Genomic DNA, 25,891 nt, shown 5'->3' on the forward strand with positions numbered 1-25,891 from the left:
ATTACGGCATCCGGTTGAAACCAATGCCGCACAAAGCCATGTGCTATTGGGGCCATGCGCTATTGGGCGACACCGGGCAATCCGTTGAAGTTCAATGGCGTTGTCGGCTGCGGCGACTGGCCGTTGAGCGCCGGCAATTGCTGGACCTCGGCTTTGGCACGAGCTTCGGCGGCGGCCTTGGCCTTAGCCTCCTCGTCCGCTTGCTTCTGTGCCGCAGTGCGCCTCATCAAATCGCGCAGCCGGATTTCTTCGGCCCGCCGCTGCTGCTCGATAGCCGCGTCGCGCTGCCGTTGGGCTTCGCGCGCAACGGCCACGTATTTGTAAAGCGAGACCTCGCGCCGGAGCCGCTGCTTTTCGAGGACATTGGCCTGAAGGCGCTCGACGCGCCGGCGCTCGCGCTCGAAAGCGCGCAGCGACAGGAAGCTGGTGACGTCGCTCACGTCCATCGTCCGGCCGGGCGTTGCCAGCGGGCCGGCGAAATCGAGGCGCAAAGCCGGCTCGGCGCCACTCTGCGCCTCGCTTGCGGCATTCAAGTCGATGCCGAGAGAGCCGCGCATGCGCTCATCCGGCAAGCTGATTTCGGCATTGCCGGAGAGCTTCGCCACATCGTTGCCGGCAACGATGTTCGTAGCACGCACGACGCCGGAGGAGATATTGAACGGTATGCTCGTGGCCGGAAGCACCGCCTCGCCATTGTTGAGCAGCGTCTGCACGATCGGCAACACCTTTTCGGCCGTGATATCGCCCTGGATCTGATCCGTCGCCGACAGCAAGGGCGGCAGGACGGACAGATTAAGGCCACGCACATGGGTCTCTCCGAGCTTGACCTCGCCCGAACCACTGGCGTTGGCTGCAAGGTCGCCCATGCTCTTGCCGCTAGCTTCGACATTCATGGCCAGGCCAAAGCGGCCGCTGGCAAGTGGCGCACCGTCACGTTGCCAGGCGACCGCGGCAAGATCGCCGTTGGCGAGGCTGAGCTTCGTTTGCATAAGTCCGGTGCCGTCGGAATTGGCGAGCATCAGGCTGCCATTCAGCGTGCCGCCGTTCCAGCCGCCGGACAGATCGTTCAGCCGCAATTCCTCGCCCTTGTAGGCGACATTGCCGGTGAAATTCGAAATCGGACCGAATATGCCCGGCCATACCTGCTTCGCCGAAAGCTTGATGCCGATATCGAGCCCGCTGAAAGCCGGCAATCCGAGCTTGTCCCTGGTCAGCTTGCCGGTTTTGGCGTCCGTGATCGGGCCATAGATCGCCTCGGCCAGCCAGCCGACATCCACCTTGTCGAGCGACAATTCCCCGGTCGCCTTTATGTTCGGCGCCTTTCTGTCGAAGGTGAGCGCGCCCGACACATTGTTGTCGGCAAACAGCCCCTTCATGCCGGAGAATACGATCTTGTCGGGGCTGACAGCGGCATTGGCCTGGAACTTGACCGGTAAGCCTGTGCCCATCTGCGGGATGCCGATGCCGTTCATGACGAAATAGGGATCGAGATCAGCGCTATCGAGCGATAGTGCGACGTTGCCGTTGAGGAAGCTGTCGGGGCGCACATCGACCTTGCCATTTGCAGTGAACGAGGTCTTATCGGTCGCGAAAGTCAACGCCGCATCGGCCGGATCTGTGCCGCTGGCGGACACTTTCAAGGTCATGCGGCCATTCGCATCGGCTTCGACCGGCAGCGGATCGAGACCGGCCTGACCGAAGAGGATCGACGTCACGGAATTTTCGAGCGTTCCTTCCAGCGTCGTCTTGCCCTTGCCTGCGAACGCCGCCAGATCGGACATGCGGTAATCGAAATTGACGCGGCTGCCGTTGGACACGCCGGCGAGCGTCACCGTCAACGCATTGTCCTGATCGCCGCCGAGCGTCACCGCGCCGCGAAGCGCGGTGTTTCCGTACCAGGCGGCATTGCGCACCAGACGATCCATGACAGGATGATGGGGCAGATGCTGGCGGAGCATTTCGAAGAAGGGGCCGGGATCGGCCGCCTTGAAAGTGATTTCGCCCGATCCTTTATAGCTCGCGGGCGAACCGTCGGCGCGGCCCGTCGCAGTGATCTCCGCGCCGGCGACATTGCGTACCGCAAGCTTGTCAAGCGTCAGCGCGCCATCCGCGATCGAGAACGATGTATCGACATCGTCGGCCGGCACGCCGAAGGCGACGAATTTCGCAGCCTGCAGATGAGCGGCGATCCGGTGATCAAAAAGGGATTCGCCTGCGTCCTGACCGGTGAACAGGCCGGTCAACGCTCTCAGCGCATCGAGATCGAACGCATCGCCGGTAAGATCGACGGCAAGCTTCGGCGCATCCTTGTCGTTCGGCGCCTGGCGATCGAGGCGGCCCTTGAGCGTAGCCGAACCGATGGCGATCTCCAGATTCTCGAAGCGCTGCTCTTCATGCCGCAAGCTGACGTCAGAGGAGAAGCCGGCCTGGTGCAGTTGGCGGATAGACGGATCCACGGATCCCACCAGCCAGGAGGCGAGGCCGGAGGGCTGGCTGGAGGCGACGACGAGATTGCCGATGAAATTCGGCTCGCCCTGCAGCATCAGATTGCCTCGTGCTTCGACCTGCGTGCGCCCAGGCAGCGTGCCGATCGCATGATCGATCTTCCAGCCCGTTCCCGCCGGCTCGAGATCGAGCTGCACGTCGCGAATGGTCGTGTCGCCGGCAACAATCGCGGGCAAACGGAAGGTCGCCTTACCGGGCACTTGCGGCACCGGAATTTCTGCTGCGGTCTCAATCAGGCTGTTCAAACGCTGGCGAGCCGAAACGGCCGGGTTCCGGTTGGTCTTGCCATTGGGACCCTTGCTGTTACCCAGGCGATTGACGTCGATTTGCTGGCCATCGGCGGTCAGCAGAAACTCCGGCTTGGTCCCGGTATCCAGCGTCGCCTCGCCCGTCACCACGTAGGGATCGTCGGCAGCGCCGACTTCCAGCCGATACTCGGGAACGCGAATACGATCGTTTGTCAGCTCGAAACGGCCCTTGATGCGAGGCTGGACTTGCTGGTCGCCAGAATTGCCAGAACGTTTGTCGTCGACCCCGGCGTTGAACGAACCCATGTAGTCCGGTTTGCTGTTGACCAACTTCAATTCGCCATCGAGATCGACATTGAGCGGATGCCGGTCGGGCATCAGCCGGGTGCGAACGCGCAAAACGCCGTTGTCATCAGGCTGGCTGCTGGAAATACTGAAGTTACCGTGCTCGCCATCGAGCGCCGCATCGCCTTCGATCCGCCATGGCCCTGCCAGCGATTTCGCCGACATCTCAGCATTGAAACCGGTAATATGCCGGGTGCGGCCGGATTGCTCGTCGATGAACAGGATATCGCCATCGTCCACATGCACGCTTTCGAGCACCACCGACTTGGCGGGAATCTCTGGCTGGCTGCCGCGCATCCAATCCAATGTGCCGTCCTTTGCCAACCGCAGGTGCACCTTCGGCTTCGACACGCGCATATCGAAGATCAGCGCTTCGCCGGAAAGAAAGGGCGCCAGCTCGGCATCCATGGAGAATTCGGCAATCTGCACCAGAGGCGTACCATCGGCCTCCTGACCAACGCGAACATCATGCAGCGTCACGGAGGGAAAAGGCAGGAGGCGTGCATCGACGGTGCCGTGAACCGTCACCTTCTTGCCGATGATACGGCTCGCCTGATCCTCGAAATTCTTACGAAAATCGGTCCAGTCTATGAAGATCGGAGCGAGCAGCGCCACGAACAGCACTACCACAAGCAATCCACCCAGAAAAACCAGGACCTTACCTAACAATGCGCACCGTCTCCAATCTTCATTCCAAATATACGATAGACCGTAACCTATCGGAGCACATACACCACATCGCCCCGGATACGCACGTTTCTATCCGATCCCATTGCAAAATCGCATCATTTTTCCCGAACGATGCGGCGTGATCTAGCGCATCCTGGCCGCTTTCCATGACAAAGGTCAGAAAAGGGTGGCTCAAGCCTAGCGCCATTCACGCGGGTAGCAAGCCAAGATCATGGGAATGCTCCACCTTTCAATGCGTATGGAATATCTTACCAGGGTTGAAAATGGCATCGGGATCGAGCGCTTCCTTGATCTGTCGCATCAAATCGACGGCATCGCCAAGCTCCTGTTCAAGGAATGACATCTTGCCCTGCCCCACGCCATGCTCGCCTGTGCAGGTGCCATCCATGGCCAGTGCACGCGCATTGAGGCGGGCAACGAAAGCCTCGACCGTCGCGATGCCTTCCGAGGTCTTGTCGTCGAACAGGACAAGCACATGGAAATTGCCGTCGCCGGCATGGCCGACGATCGGCGCCAACAATCCATTCGCCTCGATATCGGCCTGAGTCTCCGCGACGCATTCGGCCAGCCGCGATATCGGCACGCAGACGTCCGTCGACAGTGCCGCCAGGTCAGGCGCAAGGGCGCGCGCTGCCCAATAGGCATCATGCCGCGCCTTCCAGAGCTTGTTGCGCTCCTCCGCATTAACAGTCCAAAGGAATTCACCTCCGCCGCACTCGGCTGCGATCTCGGCGAATTGTGCCGATTGCAGCGCAACGGTCTCGTCGGTGCCGTGAAACTCGAGGAAAAGCGTGGGCTTCTCGTCAAAGGTCAGACCGGAATAGCGATTGCAGGCCCGAAGCTGCATTGCATCGAGCAACTCGATACGGGCAACGGGAATGCCCATCTGGATCGTCATGATGACGGCATCGCATGCCGCCTTGATATCGGGAAAGGCGCACGCGCCGCCGGCGATCTTCTGGGGAATTCCCTGCAGGCGCAACGTCACCGACGTCAGCACCCCAAGCGTTCCTTCCGCGCCGACGAACAGCCGGGTCAGATCATAGCCGGCGGACGATTTCTTGGCGCGGCGGGCGGTGCGGATTTCCTCGCCATTGGCGGTAACGACAGTCAATGCCAGCACGTTGTCCTTCATCGTGCCGTAGCGGACCGCATTCGTGCCCGAGGCGCGAGTGGACGCCATGCCGCCGATCGAGGCATTGGCGCCGGGATCGATCGGGAAGAACAGACCGGTGTCACGAAGATAGGTGTTGAGCTCCTCGCGGGTCACGCCTGGCTCGACGGTGCAATCCAGATCCTCGGCATTCACTTCAAGAACCCGGTTCATCCGGCTGAAATCGACGGAAATTCCGCCTTGTGGTGCATTCACCTGCCCTTCCAGCGAAGAGCCCGTGCCGAAGGGGATGACAGGCACCTTATGCTCGGCGCAGACCTTGACGACAGCCTGCACGTCCTCGCGCGTTTCGGCGAAAACCACGCCGTCGGGAAGCTGCGCGGGAATATAGGTGGTCGTATGGGCATGCTGGGCGCGGAAGCTTTCGCCGGTCTGGAAGCGCTCTCCGAACGTCTGCTTCAGAATGCCGAGAACGGCTGATATCCCCGCCTCGTTGCGTTTTCCCGCCTTAGCATCAGCCAGCACCATCTTCCGAATCTCCCATCGCGAGCGTCAAAGGACGTTAACCTTTTGTCGGTTCTATGGGACATAGATGTGGCGGTGTCCAGCCATGAAAATGATCCACCGTTCTCGCGCCACATCGCCCCTTGCTTCTATTGCATGAGTACCCGTTTGCAGCGCCCCGGATAGACACGTGCAAAGAAACGCCGCGACCTTAAAATGCGTATTTTTTAGGCAAGCGCCGGCAAACTATCCATCGAAAACGAACCCCTCTCGCGAGGACACCGGCAGCCGCCTGAGATGAACGTCGTGCCGGCGACTGGCATGGGTCTTGCGTTTTGCCCTCCAGCTTTCACATAGCCCGATTGGAAGGACACTCGATGAAGCGCAGACAATTGCTCATGGCACTCGGCATCGCGATGCTCGCGACGGGATCGCTTTCCGCCCCGCACACAGCCCGGGCGGATGCCTTGAGCGACATAACATCGCGCGGCACGCTCCGCGTCGCCGTTCCGCAGGACTTTCCGCCTTTCGGCAGCGTCGGCACGGATATGGCGCCGATGGGTTATGACATCGACATGGCCAACCTGATCGGCGAAAAACTTGGCGTGAAGACCGAGCTCGTGCCGGTCACCAGCGCCAACCGCATTCCCTATCTGCAGACGAACAAGGTCGATCTGGTGATTTCAAGCCTCGGCAAGAATGCCGAACGCCAGGCCGTCATCGATTTCTCCGACGCCTACGCGCCCTTCTTCAACGGGATCTTCGGCCCCGCCGACATCGCCGCCACCAAGCCGGAGGACCTTTCCGGCAAGACGATCGGCGTCACTCGTGGCGCGATCGAGGATCTGGCGCTGACGAAGGTCGCGCCGCAGGACGCGACGATCAAACGCTATGAAGACAATAACGGCACCATCTCCGCCTTCCTCTCCGGCCAGGTGCAATTGATCGCGACGGGCAACGTCGTCGCGGCGGCAATCCTCGCCAAAAACCCGCCGAAAAAGCCCGAGATGAAATTCCTCATCACCAACTCCCCCTGCTACATCGGCTTCAACAAGAGCGAGCCGGCCCTGCAGAAAAAGGTCGATGAGATCATCGCCGCCGCCAAGGCCGATGGGACGCTGAACAAGATATCGCAGAAGTGGCTCGGTGCCGATCTTCCCGCCGGCTTCTGATCAACGCACGACGGACCGCACCACTGGCTGGCGGCGCGGTCCGTCCGAGCGAGGTATCTTCCCATGCGCTATCATTTCGACTTCGGCTGGCTCGCCGAATATTACCCCGTCCTGATCAAGGGCATCCTTGTCACTCTGGAGCTGACCCTGATCGGCGCCGTGCTCGGCATCATCCTCGGCATCGCCTGCGCCTGGGCGCGCGCGCTCGGCCCACGCTGGCTCAAGCCCGTCGTTGCAACCTATGTCGAGCTGATCCGCAACACGCCTTTCCTGATCCAGCTCTTCTTCATCTTCTTCGGCCTGCCCGGCATCGGCGTCCAGATGAACGAGATGACCGCAGCCAACCTCGCCATGGTCATCAATCTCGGCGCTTATAGCTGCGAGATCATCCGCGCCGGCATACAGGCAACGCCGCGTGGCCAGTTCGAAGCCGGCGCGAGCCTCGCGATGACGCCGTTCGAGACCTTCCGCCATGTCGTTCTCGTGCCGTCCCTACAACGCATCTGGCCGGCGCTATCGTCGCAGGTCGTCATCGTCATGCTCGGTTCATCGGTCGTCTCGCAAATCGCGGCAGAGGATCTGACCTTCGCGGCAAACTTCATCCAGTCACGCTCGTTCCGCGCCTTCGAAGCCTATTTCGTGTCCACGGCGATCTATCTGGGGCTGGCGATCCTGCTCCGACAGACGCTCGCGGGCGTGGGCGCATTGATCTTTCCACGCAGGGCCAGCCGATGATCCAGTTCACCACATGGGATATTCTCCGCGGCCTGCTGTTGGCCACGCGCTGGACGATACTTCTGTCGCTGGTCTCCTTTGCCGGCGGCGCCATCGTCGGCGCGATCCTGCTGTTCCTTCGCATCGGCAAGCGCAAGGCCGGTCGCATCGCAGTCAAATACTTCGTCGAGCTGTTTCAGGGCACACCGCTGCTGATGCAGCTCTTCCTCGCCTTCTTCGGCCTTGGCCTCTTCGGCATCGACGTGCCGGCTTGGCTGGCCGCCGGCGCAGCGCTGACCCTCTGGTCGTCCGCCTTCCTCACCGAGATCTGGCGCGGCTGCGTCGAGGCCGTCGCCAAGGGGCAATGGGAAGCCTCCGCCAGCCTCGGCATGGGCTATATCCAGCAGATGCGCTATGTCATCCTGCCACAGGCGCTGCGCATCGCCGTGCCGCCGACGGTCGGTTTCTCCGTGCAAGTCGTCAAGGGCACTGCCCTCACCTCGATCATCGGCTTTGTCGAGCTGTCAAAGGCCGGCACCGTCATCACCAACGCGACCTTCCAGCCATTCACCGTTTATGGCTTTGTCGCGCTCATCTATTTTGCCCTCTGCTGGCCGCTGTCGAAAAGCAGCCAGATCCTGGAAAGGAAGCTCAATGTCGCTCATCGAGGTCACTGAAGTCCGCAAAAGCTTTGGCAGCAACGAAGTCCTGAAAGGCATCAACCTCGATGTCGAGCCGGGCGAAGTCATCGCCATCATCGGCAAGAGTGGTTCGGGCAAATCGACGCTGCTGCGCTGTATCAACGGGTTGGAGACAATCAACGACGGCTCGATCTCTGTTGCAGGCGCGCAGCTTCTGCCAGATGACCTGCATCTGAAAGCATTACGTCTGAAGGTCGGCATGATCTTTCAGCAGTTCAATCTGTTCCCGCATCTGAGCGCGGGACGCAACGTCATGCTGTCGCAGATGGTCGTCAAAAAGATCGCCAAGGCCGAAGCCGAAACCATGGCACGCCGCATGCTCGACCGCGTCGGTCTCGGGCACAAGTTCGACGCCTTTCCGGACGAGCTCTCCGGCGGCCAGCAGCAGCGCGTCGCCATTGCCAGGGCGCTCGCCATGCAGCCGATCGCGCTTCTCTGTGATGAGATCACGTCGGCCCTCGACCCGGAGCTTGTGGCTGAGGTTCTCGCCGTCGTGCGCGAGCTGGCAAGCGAAGGAATGACGCTGCTGATGGTGACGCACGAAATGAAATTCGCCCGCGACGTCTGCTCCCGCGTCGTCTTCATGCACCAGGGCCGAGTGCATGAAATCGGCCCGCCGGGCGAAGTCTTCGCCAATCCGCAGACGCCGGAGCTCAAGCAGTTCCTCGGATTTCACTGAGGGCCGGTCAGCTTCGCTGTCCGGCTCCCCGCACCATGTTGCCCCATGCGCCCGGTGCGATGCCGAAGGCTTTCTTGAAATGCCGCGTCAGATGGCTCTGATCGGCAAAACCGGTCGCGGCGGCAACCTCGGCGATCGACTCGCCGTTGCCGATCATCACCTTCGCCTGCTGCAGCCGCCGCATCAGCAGGAAGCGGTGCGGACTGGTCGCGAAGGCGGCGCGGAAATGCCGCGCGAGCGCAAAACGGTCGAGGCCGGTGATGCGCTCGAGTTCCTGTGAACGCACGTCGCGCGTGACATGCGCTTCGAGATAGTCCCGCGCTGCCTTCGCCTGCCCCCAGGCGATGCTGCCCAACGGCCTCTGTGGCAAGCGCGCATGCTGCACGAGGCCGTCAGCAAGGCTGGAGACGAAATCGTCGACAAAGAGCTCATCCAGTTCGCGATCGAGCTCGCCGAGTGCCGCCAGCAGCAGACCGGCAAGGCGCTTGTCCTCAATGACGGGTTCGTCGACGAAGGGCAGCCCGATACGGGCAGCCTCCAGGCATTGAAACAGCACGGAAGGCTCCAGATAGAGCATGCGGTAGACGAGGCCGTCATCGGTTGCAGCACCGCCATCATGCAGTTCGTCCGGATGGAGGACGATCACCCGCCCCGGCAGGCTATTGCGCTGCTCGCCACGATAACGAAAGGTCTGCACGCCGCGCATGGTGACACCAAGCGCATAGGTATCGTGCCGATGCAGTTCGAAGGCATCGCCGCGAAACTGTGCCTGGATGCGCTCGATACCCGGATAGGGGGGCGCCGACAGGATGCGGTTCGCCTCCGGCGTCACGCACAAACGTTCAAGACGCTCGAAGGTCTCTACGGCTACATCCCCGCGCAATGTCCCATGTCCAGACTGCATGAAAGTGACCACCAATGTTCGATACCAAAATCGCCATCGTTCTGCGAAACGATCTTCAATCCTGGCAAAAGCTGAATGTGACCGCGTTCCTGACAAGCGGCATTGCCGGACAAAGTCCGGAAATCATCGGCGAACCCTATCGCGATCGTGCCGGCAACGTCTACAACGCATTATCGATCCAGCCGATCATCGTCCTCTCGGCCAATGAAGACAGCATCGCGACCATCCATCGCCGTTCGCTGGAACGCGGCGTCACTTCTTCGCTATTCATCGAGGAGATGTTCGCGACCGGTCACGACGTCGCCAATCGCGCCGTTTTCTCCGAATTCGCTCCTGAAGATGCCAAGGTCGTCGGCATCGCGATCCGCGCCGACAAGAAGATCGTCGACAAGATCACCAAGGGAGCAAGCATGCACGCGTGATAAAAGCGCGCAAGAAAAACGGCCGGATCGTGAGACCCGGCCGCACTGGTTGAAAAGACTCAGCCGTTTTGAGTGATCGGTGCGATCTGGATCTCGACGCGGCGGTTCTGGGCGCGGCCAGCTTCGTTTGCATTGGACGCGACCGGCTGCGACGGACCGAAGCCGATGGCGGACATGCGGCGCTGGTCGATGCCCTGGCTGCCGAGGTAGGAGGCAACCGAGCCGGCACGGCGCTCGGACAGATCCTGATTATGCTGCAGGCTGCCGGTCGAATCCGTGTGGCCGTTGACGTCGATCAGCGTACGATTGAACTTGCGCAGGACGATGGCGACGGAATTGAGGGTCGCAAAGAACTCCGGCTTGATCGCATCCTGGTCGACATCGAAGGTGATCGCCGACGGCATGTTCAGGATGATGCGGTCACCCGCGCGGGTAACCGAAACCCCGGTGCCCTGCAGCTGCGCGCGCAGCTCCGATTCCTGCTGGTCCATATAGTTGCCGATGCCGGCACCTGCGAGCGCACCGACGCCGGCGCCGATCAGCGCGGCATTGCGGCGCGAAGCCGGGGAATGACCGATGAGAAGACCGGCAACCGCACCGACGCCGGCACCGAGTGCTGCACCGCCCGCCGTATTGGACACCTTCTGCTCGCCCGTATAGGGGTCAGTCGTGGTGCATGCATTCAAAAAACCTGCCGCTAGGGCAAGGATGGCAATTTTCTTGATCATAGAATCGTCGCTCTCCGGTTCGATGGCCGCACCAGATATGAAGCATTGCGGCAATATGATGAAGAGAAATCTTATCCGGACCTTTGTCCCCTGTGCATAGCGCAAAGGCACAGCTTTTGCGGAAACCAATCGCCGCCCGCGATCTGCGGGGCTGACATCAACCCGTTTCACCCCGCTGCGATGTACCCCCGACAGTCAGAGATTCTGGAAGAGCTGCAAAACGGTATTGTAGCTCGCATTGGCGATCGAAAGCGATTGCAGCCCGAGCTGCTGCTGGGTCTGCAACGCCAATACCTTGCTCGACTGCTGTTCCATATTGGCATCCACGAGCTTGCCGACGCCGCTCGTCAACGAATCGCTGAGATTGCCGGCGAACTGGCTCTGAAGGTTGATGCGTGTCTCCAGGGAGCCGAAGGCCGAGCCGATCATATTGAGCTGCTGCAACATCGCCGTAACGGTATTGACCATATCGACGATAGCGCCCTTCGTCGTATTCGCATCGAGTGAAATTTCCACCTGGCCGCTCGTGTCGCCATTCTTGCTGTCGATCAGCACATAGTTCTTCGCTGCCCCGGCATCCGTCGCAAAGGCCGTCGAGGTCAGCACGCCGTAGCCGCCGGTTCCACTCGACTGATCGTCGATCAGGTATCGCGCATCCGCTGGGACGATGGTGCCTCCCGTCGATGCCACGCCCTCGTAGTTCAGCATGCCGATCGAAATGCTTCCGTTGGTGTGGCGGATGAGAGAGCCCGGCACCTGGTGCGGCTCTGTCGGGTCTTCGCCGTCCTGCAATACGATCCAGTTGACGCCGTTGAAGCTTGCCGACTCCCCGACGCTGCGAAGCTGCTGCTTGAGTTCGGTAATCTCGTCATTAAGCTTCGTCTTGTCGACGCTCGTCTCAAAGGCGCTGACAAGCTTCGTTCGGATCTGCGTCACGATGTCGATTGCGCTGCTGACGCCTGTGGAGGCAGTGCTGACCGTGGATGCGGCAAGGCCAAGCGCATCATGCACCGCCGAAATGGCGCCGACATCGGTGCGCGTCAGAGTCGAAATTTTCCAGTATGTAGCGTCGTCCTTCACCGTCTGCACACGCAGACCGGACGACATCTGCCGTTCGGCATTGTTCAGTTTGACCTGGGTGTCCCTCAGCACTTCCAGCGCTGTATTCACAGAGGGACTGACCCTGATGAAAGTCGAAAAAATACTCACGGCACACGAACTCCGGACGCAACAATACGCAACAAATACAATGAGACATTGGAACCTTGCCGCGGGCGCTCATGCGCGCGGGCCGAGAGTGTCGGCAAACGGGAAGCCAGGCAAAAACAACACCTGAATTCCGGCGGTTACAGGTCACTATCATTAGCAAACATGCTTAATAAACCGCTAATCGTAACGCATGATTTGCCATAAATAAGCGCAGAAGCTGCAGCGGGCGCAACTCACCCGTGCTCGACTTTCATTCCGCAGCTCGGAGATCGGCCAGCTTCGCGCGGAGCGCCGCGTCCGACATTTCCTCATGCAGGCGTTGCTCCTCATGTGTCTGCGGCTTGGCGAAGCGGGCAATAAGGAGATAGGCGACGGGCGTGATGTAAAGCGTCACCAGGGTCGCGAAACCAAGCCCGCCGACGATCACCCAGCCCAGCGCTATGCGCGCTTCCGCGCCCGCGCCTTCGGCAAACACCAGCGGCACGCCACCGAGGATGGTCGCAATCATGGTCATCATGACGGGACGTAGGCGGAGCGCGCAGGCCTTTTCGATTGCTTCGCGCACGCCCTCGCCCTTGTCGCGAAGCTGGTTGGCGAATTCCACGATCAGTATCCCGTTCTTCGCCATCACGCCGACAAGCAGCACCAGCCCAATCTGGCTGTAGATGTTGAGGCTCGAACCGGTAATGACAAGCGCGAAAACGGCACAGGCAAGGCCAAGCGGCACCGTGGACATGATGATCAGCGACGACAGCACGCTTTCGAACTGCGCAGCAAGCACCAGGAAGATGATGACGATGGCAAAGCCGAAGGTCAGCGCCATGCCGCTGGAATTCTCCTCCAGCGTTGCCGCTTCCGCCAACGGCATCAACCGCGCGCCAGGCGGCAATAGCGGTGCCGCGATCCTCGTCACCTCTTCGACGGCTTGGCCGAGCGACATGCCGTTCTTGAGGCCGGCGGTGATCGCAACCGACGCAAGCTGCTGCTCGCGGGTCAACTGCGGCGCAACAGCATTCTCCTTCAAGGATGCGATAACCGACATCGGCACGATCTTGCCGTCGCCGGTCTTCAAATAGACGTTCTCAAGATCGGTCGGATCGTCGATCGGGCGCATCGTCGAGGTCAGCAGCACCGGATAGGAGTCACCGGCGACGAAGACATCGACCACGGAACGCCCTTCAAGCAGCGACTGCAGCGCGACCGAAAGACCTGTAATATCGACCCCGAGATCGGAAGCGCGCTCGCGATCGATGGCGACGGAAACCTGGGCCTGGGTCGGTTCGTTGTTAAGACGCGGCGTGTCGAACTGGCCCGTTGCATCGAGCGCCTGCACCAGTTTCAGTGCCGATTCAGTCAGCGCCTCATGATTATTGCCGATAAGCGCCATCTGCACGCCACTGCCGGCGCCGCGAATGCGCAGGCTGTTGGCCTGAATAACGTTGCCGCGCAGGGCCGGCACATTTGCCGTGGCGCGGTTGATGTCGGAAACGATGTCCTGCTGCGTGCGATGACGTTCGCTCCATGGCGCCAGGGTCAGCACCATGAAACCGCTATTCTTCTGGCCGTTCATGCCGGAGATTGCGTAGATATTGCGGATATCGCCGCTATCCATCAGCGGCTGCAGCCGCTCCTCGACGCGCTGCAATTGATCCTTCGTGTAATCGAGACCCGCCCCCTGCGGCGTGGTCAGGCGAAGCATGACCATGGCCCGGTCTTCGTTTGGCGTCAGTTCGCTTTTGACATTCATGAATGCCAAGACGGCGGCAGCCGAGAACAGGGCGCAGAAGACGATGACCACAAGCGGCCCATTGAGACAGGCCCGCAGCGTCCGACGATAGATGGCGGCAAACAGCTCGCCGAAACGGCCGAGCATGCCGTGATCCTCGCGCATCTCCTTGGTGAGCATGCGCGACGCGAGCATGGGGCAAAGCGTCAATGCCACGATCGAAGACAGGCCGACGGAGAAGGCAAGCACGAAGCCGAACTCGCGGAACAGGCCGCCCACCTGCCCCGGCAGGAACGACAGCGGAATGAACACCGCAGCAAGCGTGGCCGTCGTCGCAATGACGGCGAAGAAGACTTCGCGCGTGCCGAGCACGGCGGCGGCCCGCGGCCCGATTTTCTCGGCCCTGCGACGGACGATGTTTTCCAGCACGACGATGGCGTCGTCGACCACGAGGCCGGTGGCAAGTACGATCGCCAGCAGCGTCAGGATATTGACCGAGAAACCGACCATGTAGAGCGCGGCGAGCGTACCCGTCAGCGCCACCGGCATGGTGACGACCGGGATCAGCGTTGCCCGCCAGTCTCTCAGGAAGAGATAGATAACGACGGTGACGATCAGCGCGGAAAGGATGAGCGCCAGCACGACCTCGTGGATCGCTCCCTGAATGAACACGGCATCATCGCTGGTGATGACGATACGCGTCCCCTCGGGCAGCGACTTCGAAAGTTGCGCGACAACAGACTTCACGCCTTCCGAGATATTGAGCGTATTCGACTGCGCCTGACGGATAATGCCGAGGCCGATCCCCTGCACGCCGTTGGAGCGCAGCGCGGTCGTCCCGTCGCGCGGACCGAGCGTTACGGTAGCGACATCGGAAAGCCGCACACGGTCCTTGACCATCAGCCGCGCAAAATCCTCCGGCGTCTGCAGCGCAGCCGTAGCGCGCACGACGATATCCTGACGGGCGCTTTTCAGCGACCCCGCCGGCACGTCGAGCGCGGCCGTCGCAAGCGCGGTCGTCAGATCGCCGATCGTCAGACCACGTCCGGCCAGCGCTGCCTGATCGACATCGATCCGGAAGACTTTCTCCTGATCGCCGTAAAGCTCGACATCGGCAACGCCTTCGACCGAAGCCAGCCGGTCGGTAATCTCCTTGTCGACGAGCTGCGTCAGGTCGTCCATCGTCAACGTGCTGGAGGTTACGGCAAGGCGCATGATCGGCTGCGAATCCGAATCCGCTTTGACGATCTGCGGCGCATCGGCCTGATCGGGCAATTGCTCGGTGATGCGGCCGATGGCATCGCGGACGTCGTTGGCGGCGACCGAGAGATCCGTGGCGTCGGAGAACTCCAGCGTCACCCTGCTCTGTCCGAAGGACGAGCTGGAGGAGACCGATTTCAGACCACTGACGCGAGCGACAGCACCTTCGATGACCTTGGTCAGCTCCTGATCCACCGTCTGCGGCGACGCGCCGTCGAATACGGTTCGCACCGTGACGACGGGACGGTCGACATCCGGCAGCTCACGCACCTCGACGCCGACATAAGCGGCAAGGCCGGCAACGACCAACAGCGTATTGAAAACCAACGCCAGGATCGGCCGGCGCACGAAAAGCGCGGTAAAGGACTGCTTGCCCGAACCCGCGCCGGCTTCCTTCATCTCATCGCCCTGCCCCGTCATTGCGTGATGACCTCCGAGGCCTGGGCGACATCGCGCGCAAACCGAACGTCGCCGCCTTCGGTCACACGCTGCAATCCTTCGATGACGATGAGATCGCCATCGCGAAGATCGCCCTTGACCAAGACGGCATCCGGATTGCGCTGCACGATGCTGACACGCACCTTCGACGACTTGCCGTCGGCAACGCGCCATACATGCGCGCCCTCTCCGTCCCACTGCACCGCAAGCGGATCGACGGAGGGATAGGTTTCGCCGGAGAAGCGCATGCCGACATTGAAGGACATGCCGGCCCGCAGCTCATCGGCGGCGTTGTCGATGCGGGCGCGCACGCGCAAGGTCCGGCTGGCGCCATCGATACGATTGTCTACCGCCTCGACCACACCGGTGAAGACGCGCCCCGGCAGCGCAACCGATGTCGCTTCCGCCGGTTGATTGACCTTGACCGTATTGGCGAAGCGTTCCGGCACCCAATAGTCCACCAGGATCTCGGAGCGGTCGTCCAGTGTCACGATGCTCGTCGTCGTCGTCACGTTGTCGCCGACGACGACCGGCACGATCCCGACGATGCCGTCGATCGGCGCAACGATATCGCGGCGCTTCAAGGCGAGTTCCGCCGATTGCAGCGCCAGCTTGGCGCCCTGCTCGACGATCTCGGCATCGAAGACATCCATGCGCGACACGCTGGACTTGATATTGCGATAGAGCTGGGATTTCTCGGATGCGCTCCTCAGCGCTACTTCCGCCTGGCCGCGAGCGATGACCTGCTCGTCATCGTCGAGGCGGGCCAACACCTGTCCTTGCTTTATCCGATCGCCGGACTTGATGAGGATTTCCCGGATCGTGCCGGCTGCCTGCGGCATGACGACGACCGAACGGATGGCGTCGCCTGTACCGATGGCGCTGAGGCGGTCATTGACGATGCCGCCGACCACCGGCTCCGTAACGACGAGCGGCACATTCTGGCCGCGGCGTGCACCGCCATTGGCAGCACTAGCCTGCTTCTCGCCATTGTCGCTCTTGCCGGGCGCAACAACCGCCACCACGGCTTCCGGAACGCCAGCCCCCCGCAACAGGCCGGCTGAGCCCGGCACGAAGGCCACGGCGGCGGCAAGACCCGCCACCAGCAAGAAAAAACACAAGGAAAGCTGCTTCCAGGCGGTCATGCACGTCTCCGGCTCGTTGTGTCAGAGGCGATGAAATCGCGTCGTCGGTTTGGCATGGCCTCGTCGCGTCAAGCGCGCTTGCCGAGGCCAAGTTCGGGTTGGCTTCATAACGCACGATTGTGCCCGATTTTCTGCAATATCGTTTTTTTATACATATGCGGCAAGCTTTGCCGCAGACTATGACAAAGTTGTAATATTTCCGCAGACAACGAGGCGTTTCATTCGCACTCCCACATCTCCCGTTCAGATGCGGGAACAGCCTCCCCGTTACCTGCTTTGCCTGTGAATGTGCACTTTTTGTTCTATTTTCAGCCCGTTTCTTTTGCCTTTCAGGGTAGAATCATTACATTGGGCCGCATGACCATCGGACATGACGACATTCCCTTCTTTGACGAGGAGCCGGAGCATCTGGCGCCGCGCCGTTCTGCGCCGGATGCAGGCAGCATAGGCGGCGGCATTGCAGCCCGCGCCATGGCGGCGCGCGACAGCCACCGCCGGCCGGACTATCTCGCAGGCCTCAATCCGGAACAGACGGAAGCGGTGGAGACGCTCGACGGGCCTGTTCTGGTGCTTGCCGGCGCCGGAACCGGCAAGACGCGTGTGCTGACGACCCGCATCGCCCATATCCTCTCCACCAACCGCGCCTTCCCCAGCCAGATCCTCGCCGTCACCTTCACCAACAAGGCGGCGCGCGAAATGAAGGAACGCGTCGCCCTGCTCGTCGGCGGCGCTGTCGAGGGCATGCCCTGGCTCGGCACCTTCCACTCGATCGGCGTCAAGCTTCTGCGCCGCCATGCAGAGCTGGTCGGCCTCTCTTCCAGCTTCACCATTCTCGATACCGACGACGTCATCCGCCTGATCAAGCAGCTGATCCAGGCAGAGGGCCTGGACGACAAGCGCTGGCCGGCCAAGCAATTCGCCGGCATGATCGACACGTGGAAGAACAAGGGTCTTGGCCCCGCCGAGATTCCAGAGGGCGACGCCCGCGCCTTTGCCAACGGCAAGGGCCGCGAACTCTATGCCGCTTACCAAAACCGCCTGAAGACGCTGAACGCCTGCGACTTCGGCGACCTTTTGCTGCATCCGATCAATATGTTCCGGCAGAATCCTGACATATTGAAGGACTACCACCAGCGCTTTCGCTATATCCTCGTCGACGAGTATCAGGACACCAACACGGCGCAATATATGTGGCTTCGCCTGCTGGCCCAACGGCCGAAGGGCGAGCTGCAGAATGTCTGCTGCGTCGGCGACGACGACCAGTCGATCTATGGCTGGCGCGGCGCGGAGGTGGACAATATCCTGCGCTTCGAAAAGGATTTTCCCGGCGCCAAGGTGATCAAGCTCGAGCGCAACTACCGCTCCACCGAGCACATCCTCGGTGCCGCCGCGCATCTGATCGCCCATAATGAGGGCCGGCTCGGCAAGACGCTGTTCACCGACCGTTCCGACCCTGACGACATCAAGGTGCAGGTGCACGCCTCCTGGGATTCCGAGGAGGAAGCCCGCGCCATCGGCGAGGAGATCGAGCAGCTTCAGCGCAACAAACACAAGCTGAACGACATGGCGATCCTGGTGCGCGCCTCCTTCCAGATGCGCGAATTCGAAGACCGTTTCGTCACGCTAGGCCTGAACTACCGCGTCGTCGGTGGCCCTCGCTTCTACGAGCGCCTCGAAATCCGCGACGCCATGGCCTATTTCCGCCTGGTCTGCCAGCCGGCCGACGATCTCGCCTTCGAGCGCATCGTCAACACCCCGAAGCGCGGCCTCGGCGACACCACGGTGCGCGCGCTGCACGACTACGCCCGCGTGCGCGATATTCCGATGCTGGCGGCAGCGGCCGACATCATCGAGACCGACGAGATGAAGCCAAAGGCGCGCAAGGCGCTGTTCGACGTCGTGCAATCCTTCCGCCGCTGGCAGGGCCTGCTCGAAAATACGCCGCACACCGAACTTGCCGAGCAGATCCTTGAGGAGTCCGGCTATACGGACATGTGGAAGAACGACAAATCGGCGGAAGCGCCCGGACGGCTTGAAAACCTGAAGGAACTCATCCGCTCGATGGACAGCTTCGAATCCATGCGCGGCTTCCTCGAACACGTCGCCCTCGTCATGGACGTCGAGCAGAACGAAAACCTCGATGCCGTCTCGATCATGACGCTGCACTCCGCCAAGGGCCTGGAATTCGACACCGTCTTCCTGCCCGGCTGGGAGGAAGGCCTTTTCCCTCATCAGCGCTCGCTCGACGAGAGCGGCCGCGCCGGCCTCGAGGAAGAACGCCGCCTCGCTTATGTCGGCCTCACCCGCGCCAAACACCGCTGCCACATCTGGTTCGTCTCCAACCGCCGCATCCACGGCCTATGGCAATCGACCATCCCGTCCCGCTTCCTCGACGAACTGCCGGTCACCCATGTCGAAGTCGCCGAAGTCGAGCAATCCTACGGCGGTTACGGCCGTGGCGGCTATGGCCAGTCGCGCTTCGACAAGGCCGAGCCCTTCGCCAATTCCTATTCCACCCCCGGCTGGAAACGCGCCCAGGCCAACAAGACCGATGCGACCCGCGACAACTGGGGCAGCCGCTCCGGCCACGCCGTCGAACGTATCGGCTACGGCGAAAGCGGCCCGAAAGTGCGCACCATCGACGGCGAGCTGGTGGCCAAGTCCACCTCCTCCGAACCCTCCAAATTCGCCATCGGCGACCGCGTCTTCCACATCAAGTTCGGCAATGGCAATGTGTCGGAGATCGAAGGCAACAAGCTGACGATCGAGTTCGACCGCGCCGGGCAGAAACGTGTGCTGGATGGGTTTGTGGAGCGGGTTTGAGTCAGGAAGCGACGTACGATTGTATCACAGCCTGAATTTGCGCTTTGGCCTTAAAGATATCCGTAGCTTGCGTAATATCAAATCGAGATCCAGCCTTTTCGGCATCGAAGATCGTTAAAAATTTGGTTTTGGAATTAAAGTGTAATCTGACAATCGGTTTGCGATTGTTGTCATCGAAATTGATGCCGCAGTAGGATTTTTGATCACGCATGACAATTCGCGAGACATCCGCAAGTTCTGCTCCGATCGCTCTGACAATATTAAACCCATCAATCTCCTCTTGGGTCGTTTCGATGCCATCCCCATCGTCATTGATTTGAGTGACCGAATCTACGTCCTTTATCGTCGGAATATTCACGTTCTCGTTGAATGCAGCACTCAATCTCTTTTGGATTTTTTGGCGAACGAGGTCTTCGAAGGCGCGTTTGATAATCGGCTTGAACTCAGCAACCACAGTTGCAGTGAGCTTGCCGTCGTAGATTTCCTTGGAAATGAGCCGAACGAATTCGTCATCGGGATCGTTGAATTGCGCTTCTATACAGCTAATTGTCGCTTTCATCCGTTTGAGGATACTGGCCGAGCTCTTGATGTCTTCAATCGAAAATTTTTCTTTGTGAAATTTTTCTAGCTCTTTCAGATCGTTATCGTCGTAGTCGAAAAGATCGAATTTAAAGAACGGATTGCTATCAAGCTTGTTGGGCGCATCGAGATCGGTAAAAAACCAGATTTGTATGCCATTCGTGAGGATCGCAATTGAGCAATCGGTAGTCGAAAAATACCGATAAAGTTGGCTGTATTGGGCCTGCGAAAGATTAGCGCTAACAGCCTTCGCTTCCAGGATGAATTCAATCCGGTCATTTATCTTTACAGCATAATCGACCTTCTCTCCCTTTTTCAAACCAACATCAGCTATAAACTCCGGCACAATTTGTGTTGGATCAAAAACGTCAAAACCAAGCGTGCGCAGAAATGGCATAACAAGAGCGTTCTTTGTCGCTTCTTCTGTAAGAGCGATATTTTGCGCAGAAACTGCGCGCTTCGATAGTTCTGCAACTTGTTCCTTGAACGACATATTAGCCCCCCAAATTCGATCCCCAACAAAACAATATTATATTTGCCGCTGGATGCAATCGATGCGACGTATATTTTTGATTGAGTTTAATCTTGCGGACTCGCCTCATTTGAGGCGCCTAATTCTCTTATCGCGAGAAAACTCCAGCCAAGTTGTATTGCGCCGCTAGCCCCACATTCCGCCATCCTCGGCTCTTGACGACCAAGATCTCCGTTAGCATGCTACACGCATGGGTGGATATACCTATATCATCACCAATCACAAGCGGAGCACTTTGTATATCAGCGTCACCTCCGATCTTGAACGCCGCATCTAGGAGCATCGTGTGGGTCTGACACCCGGATTCGCATGGAAGTATGGGTGCACGCGGTTCGTCTGGTATGAAGATCACGCAGACATCGTTTCGGCCATAAAGCGGGAAAAGTCTCTGAGACGCTGGCATCGCCAATGGAAGATCGAGCTGATTGAGAAAATGAACCCCGATTGGCGCACCCTATATTATGAATTGTGGTAGACGCTCAATCAGCCGCCCGCCCCCAACATCCCAGCCCTGCAAAATCCGCATCGCTAGCAAGCTACCAATCCGGTCCTAATCGATTATATCGACTTTGGCGGCTTCGGGATTGCGCGTTTCCCGCGGTATCTCGGCAAGCCGCTGCCAGCCTGCATCTCGGCCCGTTCGGGCTCTCGCCCGGGCCGATCGTCGAAGCCTGGCAAAAACAAAAACCGAGGATAAAAAAGTGGCTGGCTCAGCAACAAGCTCTGCGCCCACCAGCGCCCGTGCATCCGCACACCAAGGCCAGGGCAGTTATCAATTCGCGCTTATCGCACTCACCTCACTCTTTTTCATGTGGGGCTTCATCACCTGCCTGAACGACATTCTGGTCCCGCACCTGAAGAGCGTCTTTCAGCTCAATTACACCCAGTCGATGCTGATCCAGTTCTGCTTCTTCGGCGCGTATTTCATCGTATCGCTGCCGGCCGGAGCGCTTGTGAAGCGCATCACCTATAAGTGGGGGATCGTCGCCGGCCTCGCTATTGCCGCCGTCGGCTGCGCGTTGTTCATTCCTGCCGCCAGCTATCGCGTCTATACCCTCTTCCTCGGCGCCCTCTTCGTGCTTGCCACCGGCATCACAATCCTGCAGGTCGCCGCCAACCCCTATGTCACCGTATTGGGACCTCCCGATACCGCCGCAAGCCGGCTGAACCTGACGCAGGCATTCAATTCGCTCGGCACAACGATTGCACCGCTCTTCGGTGCCATGCTGATCCTGTCAGCCGCAACCGTTGCCGCAACCAACGCCACACCGGAACAGATCGACGCCATGCGCCTTGCCGAGGCGGGTGCGGTGAAATTCCCCTATCTCCTGCTTGCGGTGGCTTTCCTGGTGCTTGCCGCCATCTTTGCGGCGCTGAAGCTGCCCGAAGTCGAAGACGAGGAGACGGTCGAACCGATGCGCGGCGGCGGCTCGGCCTGGCAGTATCGCCATCTCGTGCTCGGCGCTGTCGGCATCTTCCTCTATGTCGGCGCCGAAGTCAGCGTCGGCAGCTTCCTCGTCAACTTCCTGAGCCAGCCTGACATCGCTCATCTCTCCGAGGCCGATGCCGCGCATTATGTCTCCTATTTCTGGGGCGGCGCCATGATCGGCCGCTTCATCGGCTCGCTGATCATGCGCCATATAGACGACGGCAAGGCGCTTGCCTTCAATGCTGCTGCGGTCATCATCCTGCTCCTGGTCACCGTGCTCACGACCGGCCATGTCGCCATGTGGTCGGTGCTGGCAATCGGCCTGTTCAACTCCATCATGTTCCCGACGATCTTCAGCCTGGCGCTGCACGGTCTCGGCAAATATACGAGCCAGGGCTCCGGCATTCTGTGCCTGGCCATCGTCGGCGGCGCCATCCTGCCGATGATCCAGGGCGGACTTGCCGACACCATCGGCATCCATCTCGCCTTCCTGATGCCGATCATCTGCTACGTCTATATCGCTTTCTACGGCCTGAAGGGCCACAAGCCCGCGTAAACCTTTGCAAACCATTGCGCCTCGTCCGGTCCGCCGGCGGGGCGCAAAAGGCTTGATCCGAATCCCGTCGCTTGGCATCGTGCAGTGCAACAGAGACGGAAGGACAGGCCTCATGAAAGCACTGCTGCTCATCGACATCCAGAACGGCTTCTGCCCCGGCGGCAATCTTCCGGTGCCCGATGGCGATCAGGTGGTGCCTGTTGCCAACGCGCTCATCGATAGCGGCAGATACGACCTGGTTGTGGCATCGCAGGATTGGCATCCGGCCGGTCACGGCAGCTTCGCCTCGGCCCATCCCGGCAAGCAGCCTTTCGAAATGGGTATGCTCTCTGGCAAGCCGCAGATGATGTGGCCAGACCATTGCGTCCAGAATACCGAAGACGCCATGTTCCACCCCGATCTCAACGCCGACGGTATCGACTTCGTCCAGCAGAAGGGCCAGAATCCGGCCGTCGACAGCTATTCCGCCTTTCGCGACAACGATCAAGCGGCGCTCACCGGCCTTGCCGCACGTCTGCGCTCCGAAGGGGTGACTGAGCTCGATCTCTGCGGGCTGGCGACGGATTATTGCGTAAAGTTCTCAGCGCTCGACGCGGTCGAGATGCTGCCGGGTGTCACCGTTCGCTTCATTGAGGATGCGAGCCGCGGTATCGATCCGGCCGGCGTCAAGGCGGCGATCGACGAAATGCGCACGCGTGGCGTCGCCATTATCGGCAGCAAGGATGCGCTTGCGTAAAATCGCGACGGCCCGGCTAAACCTTCTCTAAAGAAAATGGTGCAAGCTGTTCGCGATCAATGAGATATCGGGATTTTTCGCGTGCAATCGATCATCATCAACGGGCGTTTTCTCGGCCAGCCTCTGTCCGGCGTACAGCGCTTTGCGCGCGAACTCACGCTGGCGCTCGACCGTAAGATCTCCGCCGGTAACGTACCCGCCGTATTAAAGGGTGCAAGCTGGCGGCTGGCCGTTCCGCGGCACACCCCAGTCGATCTTGGGCTTTCCGCCATAGTGGTCGATTCCTTCGGCTCCGGCCCCGGCCATGTCTGGGAGCAGACGGCGCTGCTGGCGCGTTCGCGCGGCGGCCGGCTGATCGGCTTCGGCGGCAGCGGCCCTCTCCTGCACCGCCGCCAGGCCGTCGTCATCCACGACGTAACGATCTTCCGGCACCCCAAATCCTTCAAGCGCAGCTACCGCCTGCTGCATGGCGCACTCGGCACGGTGCTAACCCGCACCGCCAAGATCGGCACGGTCTCGGAGTTTTCGCGCCAGGAGCTTGCCTCGGTCTTCCGCGTCTCGTCCGGCGGGATCGATGTCGTCTACAATGCCGTCGATCATTTCGCCGCGATCGAGCCGGATGAGACCATCGTCCAACGCCTCGGGCTGCAGACCAACGGTTTCTTCCTGCTCGTCGGCACGATGAAGCCGAACAAGAATCTCGATTTTGCCATGCGCGCTTTCGAGGCGCTCGGCGACGAAAGCCAGAAGCTCGTGGTCGTCGGCGGCACTGCGCCGACCGTGTTCAAATCGGATGGTCCGCAGTCGAGCGATCGCCTGCTCTTTCCGGGGCGGCTCAGCGATGCAGAGATCGCCGCGCTGCAGCGTCACGCCACCGCCTTTGTCTTTCCGAGCCTCTATGAAGGCTTCGGCATCCCGCCTCTCGAGGCCATGACGCAGGGCTGCCCGGTGCTCGCGGCCGATATTCCCGCCGTGCGCGAAGCCTCCGGCGACGCGGCGCTCTATTTCGATCCAACCAGACAGGCCGAGCTTATCACCGGCATGCGAAGGATCGCCGAGGACAGCGCCCTGCGAGAGAACCTGCGTCGACGCGGCCGAGAAAACGTCGCCCGCTTCTCCTGGGACCGCAGCGCCGATCGTGTACTCTCGATGCTGGAAGATCTTTGAGCGCGAAGAGCATTCCGGACGGAAAACCGCTACGCACTTTTCCTGGAAATGCTCTAGGACCGGGCTTTCGGCCGGAACATCGTAACGAAATAGCTGTAGAGCCCGAGCAGGCAGAAGAGCGCACCACCGATTACGCCGGCCGAGACCGATATCCAGAGTGAATAGGTGAAGCCCGCAGTCGCAAGCACCGGCACGGCGAGGCCGACGGCGGAGAGCAAGACCGGCTGCCAGACGAAATCGAAGGGCAGCGATATCAGCACCTTCACGCCGACCGCCATCGCAATCAGCGCCCCGATCATGCCCCCGGCCATCAGGGCCGCATCGCCAAAGGAGCCGAGATAGCCGCCCGCCAGCGTCCCGGCATTCAACAGCACGCAGTCGATCGCGGCGAGCAGGAAAATCGCCAGCAGCCGATGCTGCAGATGCGCCGGCGTCGGCAGCATGTTGAGTGTCAGGGCGCGGCACACCGCAAGGCCGGTCACGAAAGGCGCCGCCACGAGAAACTCGTTGCGCAGGCCGGCGGAAATGACGAATTGCCCGATGGGCTGCAACAGCGCGAAGATGCCGGCCGCCGTCATCAGAGTAAAGCCGGTCAGCAGCGAGTAGTAGTCGCCGAGCTGCTTCCTGAAAGCCGGAGTTGCGCCCTCGCGATCATAGGCGGTAACCACATCGGGATATTGAATGGCCTGCAAGGCTGAAACGATCAGCACGAAAGGCCGTTGCAGCAGATCGAACGCCAACAGCGCGCCGGCAGCCCCCCCTGCGCCCAGCACCGACGTCAGGATCGACTTCAATGCCAACGGCGCCAGAATGCCGATAACCGATGCACTGGCCGCGACGCTGCCATAGACGAAGTGCTTGCGGACCAGCGGCGGCTCGAAATGCGCCGCCTCGCGCAGGCTGTTGCGCGTGAGGAACCCAGCCCAGATACCGTAGGCGACATAGCCGGCCAGCAAGCCGGCGACCGTGCAGGTGAAATTCGGCGCAACGGCCGCACCGGCCAGCGTACCGACCGCAAGAATAGTGGCGCGCGAACCCTGGAGGCGCGAAAAGGCGCGAAACTCCTGGCGGAAGCGCAACATGGTGAGGTGCAGATCGCTGCCACCCTGGAAGATAGCGACCATGCCGCCGAACACGGCAATTTTGCCGGGAACCGAAAAGAAAATCGACGCAGATGCCGCCATCAGACAAATCGCGGCGCATACGGTGAATTCGATCGTCAGCGCGCTTCGCTCCAGGGCCTCGCTTCCGGGCGTCGACCCCGGATAGAAACGGCTGCAGGCAAAGCGGATCCATTCGAAACAGAAGATCGCCGCGAACTGGCTGATCGAGATGAAGAGCGAATAGGCAGCGTAATCAGCAGGAGCCAGCAGATGCGCGACCGCGATCAGCAGCCCGAAGGCCACCGCCGCCTGATAGAAATATGCCGCCAATGCCACGATCTTCGCCATGTGGGCAGCTAACAGCAAAAGATTGAGAAAAGCGCTAAGCTTGAGGGGAAGATTCGGAAATTGAGTGGCAAATGCCATCGATGACGACGTGACTGCAATCGCAACTTGGGGCCG

At 60.5% G+C, this 25,891-nt stretch carries 18 protein-coding genes and 1 pseudogene; 10 read left to right on the plus strand and 9 right to left on the minus strand.

The features are described 5' to 3' along the window. Positions 1-59: 59 nt before the first annotated feature. Positions 60-3,767 (minus strand): AsmA family protein, encoded by a 3,708-nt coding sequence (locus tag AB8B29_RS09245; protein ID WP_113119341.1) that lies wholly within the window; start codon positions 3,765-3,767, stop codon positions 60-62. A 250-nt stretch (positions 3,768-4,017) separates the two neighbouring features. Continuing rightward, a complete protein-coding gene (locus AB8B29_RS09250; protein WP_113119342.1) occupies positions 4,018-5,430 on the minus strand; it encodes an FAD-linked oxidase C-terminal domain-containing protein in 1,413 nt (470 codons plus the stop codon). A 353-nt stretch (positions 5,431-5,783) separates the two neighbouring features. Here AB8B29_RS09250 and AB8B29_RS09255 point away from each other — a divergent pair, with 353 nt between their 5' ends. The 4 genes from AB8B29_RS09255 to AB8B29_RS09270 all read left to right on the plus strand — a co-directional run bounded on the left by AB8B29_RS09255 (position 5,784) and on the right by AB8B29_RS09270 (position 8,672). Next, positions 5,784-6,578 carry a transporter substrate-binding domain-containing protein gene (locus tag AB8B29_RS09255; protein ID WP_037202688.1) on the plus strand — a complete coding sequence of 265 codons (795 nt, stop codon included), beginning with the start codon at positions 5,784-5,786 and terminating at the stop codon, positions 6,576-6,578. Between the two features lie 63 nt (positions 6,579-6,641). Then, on the plus strand, positions 6,642-7,313 hold the full coding sequence (locus AB8B29_RS09260; RefSeq protein WP_037202689.1) for an amino acid ABC transporter permease: 672 nt from the start codon (positions 6,642-6,644) through the stop codon (positions 7,311-7,313). Further along, positions 7,310-7,969: an amino acid ABC transporter permease gene (locus AB8B29_RS09265; protein WP_037202690.1), complete on the plus strand. Its 660-nt coding sequence runs from the start codon at positions 7,310-7,312 to the stop codon at positions 7,967-7,969. Before AB8B29_RS09260 ends, AB8B29_RS09265 begins: the two co-directional genes overlap by 4 nt. Next, positions 7,947-8,672 (plus strand): amino acid ABC transporter ATP-binding protein, encoded by a 726-nt coding sequence (locus AB8B29_RS09270; protein ID WP_037202691.1) that lies wholly within the window; start codon positions 7,947-7,949, stop codon positions 8,670-8,672. The genes AB8B29_RS09265 and AB8B29_RS09270 overlap by 23 nt, the downstream gene beginning before the upstream one ends. 7 nt (positions 8,673-8,679) lie before the next feature. Here the strand turns inward: AB8B29_RS09270 and AB8B29_RS09275 are convergent, their stop codons facing one another. Then, positions 8,680-9,555 (minus strand): AraC family transcriptional regulator, encoded by an 876-nt coding sequence (locus tag AB8B29_RS09275; protein ID WP_113084857.1) that lies wholly within the window; start codon positions 9,553-9,555, stop codon positions 8,680-8,682. Positions 9,556-9,590: 35 nt separating this feature from the next. On the opposite strand from AB8B29_RS09275, the gene AB8B29_RS09280 reads away from it, so the two are divergent. Next, a complete protein-coding gene (locus tag AB8B29_RS09280; protein WP_037202692.1) occupies positions 9,591-9,998 on the plus strand; it encodes a DUF2000 family protein in 408 nt (135 codons plus the stop codon). Positions 9,999-10,057: 59 nt separating this feature from the next. Here AB8B29_RS09280 and AB8B29_RS09285 read toward each other — a convergent pair whose 3' ends face one another. From AB8B29_RS09285 to AB8B29_RS09300, 4 genes are all read right to left on the minus strand, one after another. Further along, a complete protein-coding gene (locus AB8B29_RS09285; protein ID WP_037202877.1) occupies positions 10,058-10,726 on the minus strand; it encodes an OmpA family protein in 669 nt (222 codons plus the stop codon). A gap of 195 nt (positions 10,727-10,921) precedes the next feature. Beyond that, positions 10,922-11,935, minus strand: a complete 1,014-nt coding sequence (locus AB8B29_RS09290; protein ID WP_113119343.1) for a flagellin N-terminal helical domain-containing protein — start codon at positions 11,933-11,935, stop codon at positions 10,922-10,924. 250 nt (positions 11,936-12,185) lie between these two features. After that, positions 12,186-15,341, minus strand: a complete 3,156-nt coding sequence (locus AB8B29_RS09295; RefSeq protein WP_047639869.1) for an efflux RND transporter permease subunit — start codon at positions 15,339-15,341, stop codon at positions 12,186-12,188. Then, a complete protein-coding gene (locus AB8B29_RS09300; protein WP_047639870.1) occupies positions 15,338-16,504 on the minus strand; it encodes an efflux RND transporter periplasmic adaptor subunit in 1,167 nt (388 codons plus the stop codon). Before AB8B29_RS09300 ends, AB8B29_RS09295 begins: the two co-directional genes overlap by 4 nt. A gap of 357 nt (positions 16,505-16,861) precedes the next feature. Here AB8B29_RS09300 and AB8B29_RS09305 point away from each other — a divergent pair, with 357 nt between their 5' ends. Beyond that, entirely contained in the window at positions 16,862-19,327 is a 2,466-nt protein-coding gene (locus tag AB8B29_RS09305) for an ATP-dependent helicase (RefSeq protein WP_047558046.1), read from the plus strand. Position 19,328: 1 nt separating this feature from the next. Here AB8B29_RS09305 and AB8B29_RS09310 read toward each other — a convergent pair whose 3' ends face one another. Next, positions 19,329-20,399 (minus strand): type I restriction endonuclease, encoded by a 1,071-nt coding sequence (locus tag AB8B29_RS09310; RefSeq protein ID WP_047639872.1) that lies wholly within the window; start codon positions 20,397-20,399, stop codon positions 19,329-19,331. A 229-nt stretch (positions 20,400-20,628) separates the two neighbouring features. On the opposite strand from AB8B29_RS09310, the pseudogene AB8B29_RS09315 reads away from it, so the two are divergent. The 4 genes and pseudogenes from AB8B29_RS09315 (at position 20,629) to AB8B29_RS09330 (ending at position 24,326) form a co-directional block, all read left to right on the plus strand. Continuing rightward, positions 20,629-20,913, plus strand: a pseudogene (locus AB8B29_RS09315) (GIY-YIG nuclease family protein). A 226-nt stretch (positions 20,914-21,139) separates the two neighbouring features. After that, a complete protein-coding gene (locus AB8B29_RS09320; RefSeq protein WP_037202695.1) occupies positions 21,140-22,423 on the plus strand; it encodes a sugar MFS transporter in 1,284 nt (427 codons plus the stop codon). Between the two features lie 112 nt (positions 22,424-22,535). Next, positions 22,536-23,159, plus strand: coding sequence for a bifunctional nicotinamidase/pyrazinamidase (gene pncA / locus AB8B29_RS09325; protein ID WP_037202696.1), 624 nt, complete (start codon positions 22,536-22,538; stop codon positions 23,157-23,159). Between the two features lie 81 nt (positions 23,160-23,240). Next, positions 23,241-24,326 carry a glycosyltransferase family 4 protein gene (locus tag AB8B29_RS09330; RefSeq protein ID WP_047558051.1) on the plus strand — a complete coding sequence of 362 codons (1,086 nt, stop codon included), beginning with the start codon at positions 23,241-23,243 and terminating at the stop codon, positions 24,324-24,326. 53 nt (positions 24,327-24,379) lie between these two features. On the opposite strand, the gene AB8B29_RS09335 is transcribed toward AB8B29_RS09330, so the two are convergent. Further along, positions 24,380-25,777 (minus strand): hypothetical protein, encoded by a 1,398-nt coding sequence (locus AB8B29_RS09335; RefSeq protein ID WP_037202880.1) that lies wholly within the window; start codon positions 25,775-25,777, stop codon positions 24,380-24,382. Positions 25,778-25,891: the final 114 nt, after the last annotated feature.

The organism is Rhizobium sp. 11_C7_N12_5, from assembly GCF_051811145.1.
Taxonomy (GTDB): domain Bacteria; phylum Pseudomonadota; class Alphaproteobacteria; order Rhizobiales; family Rhizobiaceae; genus Rhizobium; species Rhizobium lusitanum.

Coding starts and splice junctions, on each gene's coding strand:
- AB8B29_RS09250 (WP_113119342.1), bottom strand. CDS start 5,430: ATGGTGCTGGCTGATGCTAAGGCGGGAAAACGCAACGAGGCGGGGATA.
- AB8B29_RS09255 (WP_037202688.1), top strand. CDS start 5,784: ATGAAGCGCAGACAATTGCTCATGGCACTCGGCATCGCGATGCTCGCG.
- AB8B29_RS09260 (WP_037202689.1), top strand. CDS start 6,642: ATGCGCTATCATTTCGACTTCGGCTGGCTCGCCGAATATTACCCCGTC.
- AB8B29_RS09265 (WP_037202690.1), top strand. CDS start 7,310: ATGATCCAGTTCACCACATGGGATATTCTCCGCGGCCTGCTGTTGGCC.
- AB8B29_RS09270 (WP_037202691.1), top strand. CDS start 7,947: ATGTCGCTCATCGAGGTCACTGAAGTCCGCAAAAGCTTTGGCAGCAAC.
- AB8B29_RS09280 (WP_037202692.1), top strand. CDS start 9,591: ATGTTCGATACCAAAATCGCCATCGTTCTGCGAAACGATCTTCAATCC.
- AB8B29_RS09285 (WP_037202877.1), bottom strand. CDS start 10,726: ATGATCAAGAAAATTGCCATCCTTGCCCTAGCGGCAGGTTTTTTGAAT.
- AB8B29_RS09295 (WP_047639869.1), bottom strand. CDS start 15,341: ATGACGGGGCAGGGCGATGAGATGAAGGAAGCCGGCGCGGGTTCGGGC.
- AB8B29_RS09300 (WP_047639870.1), bottom strand. CDS start 16,504: ATGACCGCCTGGAAGCAGCTTTCCTTGTGTTTTTTCTTGCTGGTGGCG.
- AB8B29_RS09305 (WP_047558046.1), top strand. CDS start 16,862: ATGACCATCGGACATGACGACATTCCCTTCTTTGACGAGGAGCCGGAG.
- AB8B29_RS09310 (WP_047639872.1), bottom strand. CDS start 20,399: ATGTCGTTCAAGGAACAAGTTGCAGAACTATCGAAGCGCGCAGTTTCT.
- pncA (WP_037202696.1), top strand. CDS start 22,536: ATGAAAGCACTGCTGCTCATCGACATCCAGAACGGCTTCTGCCCCGGC.
- AB8B29_RS09335 (WP_037202880.1), bottom strand. CDS start 25,777: ATGGCGAAGATCGTGGCATTGGCGGCATATTTCTATCAGGCGGCGGTG.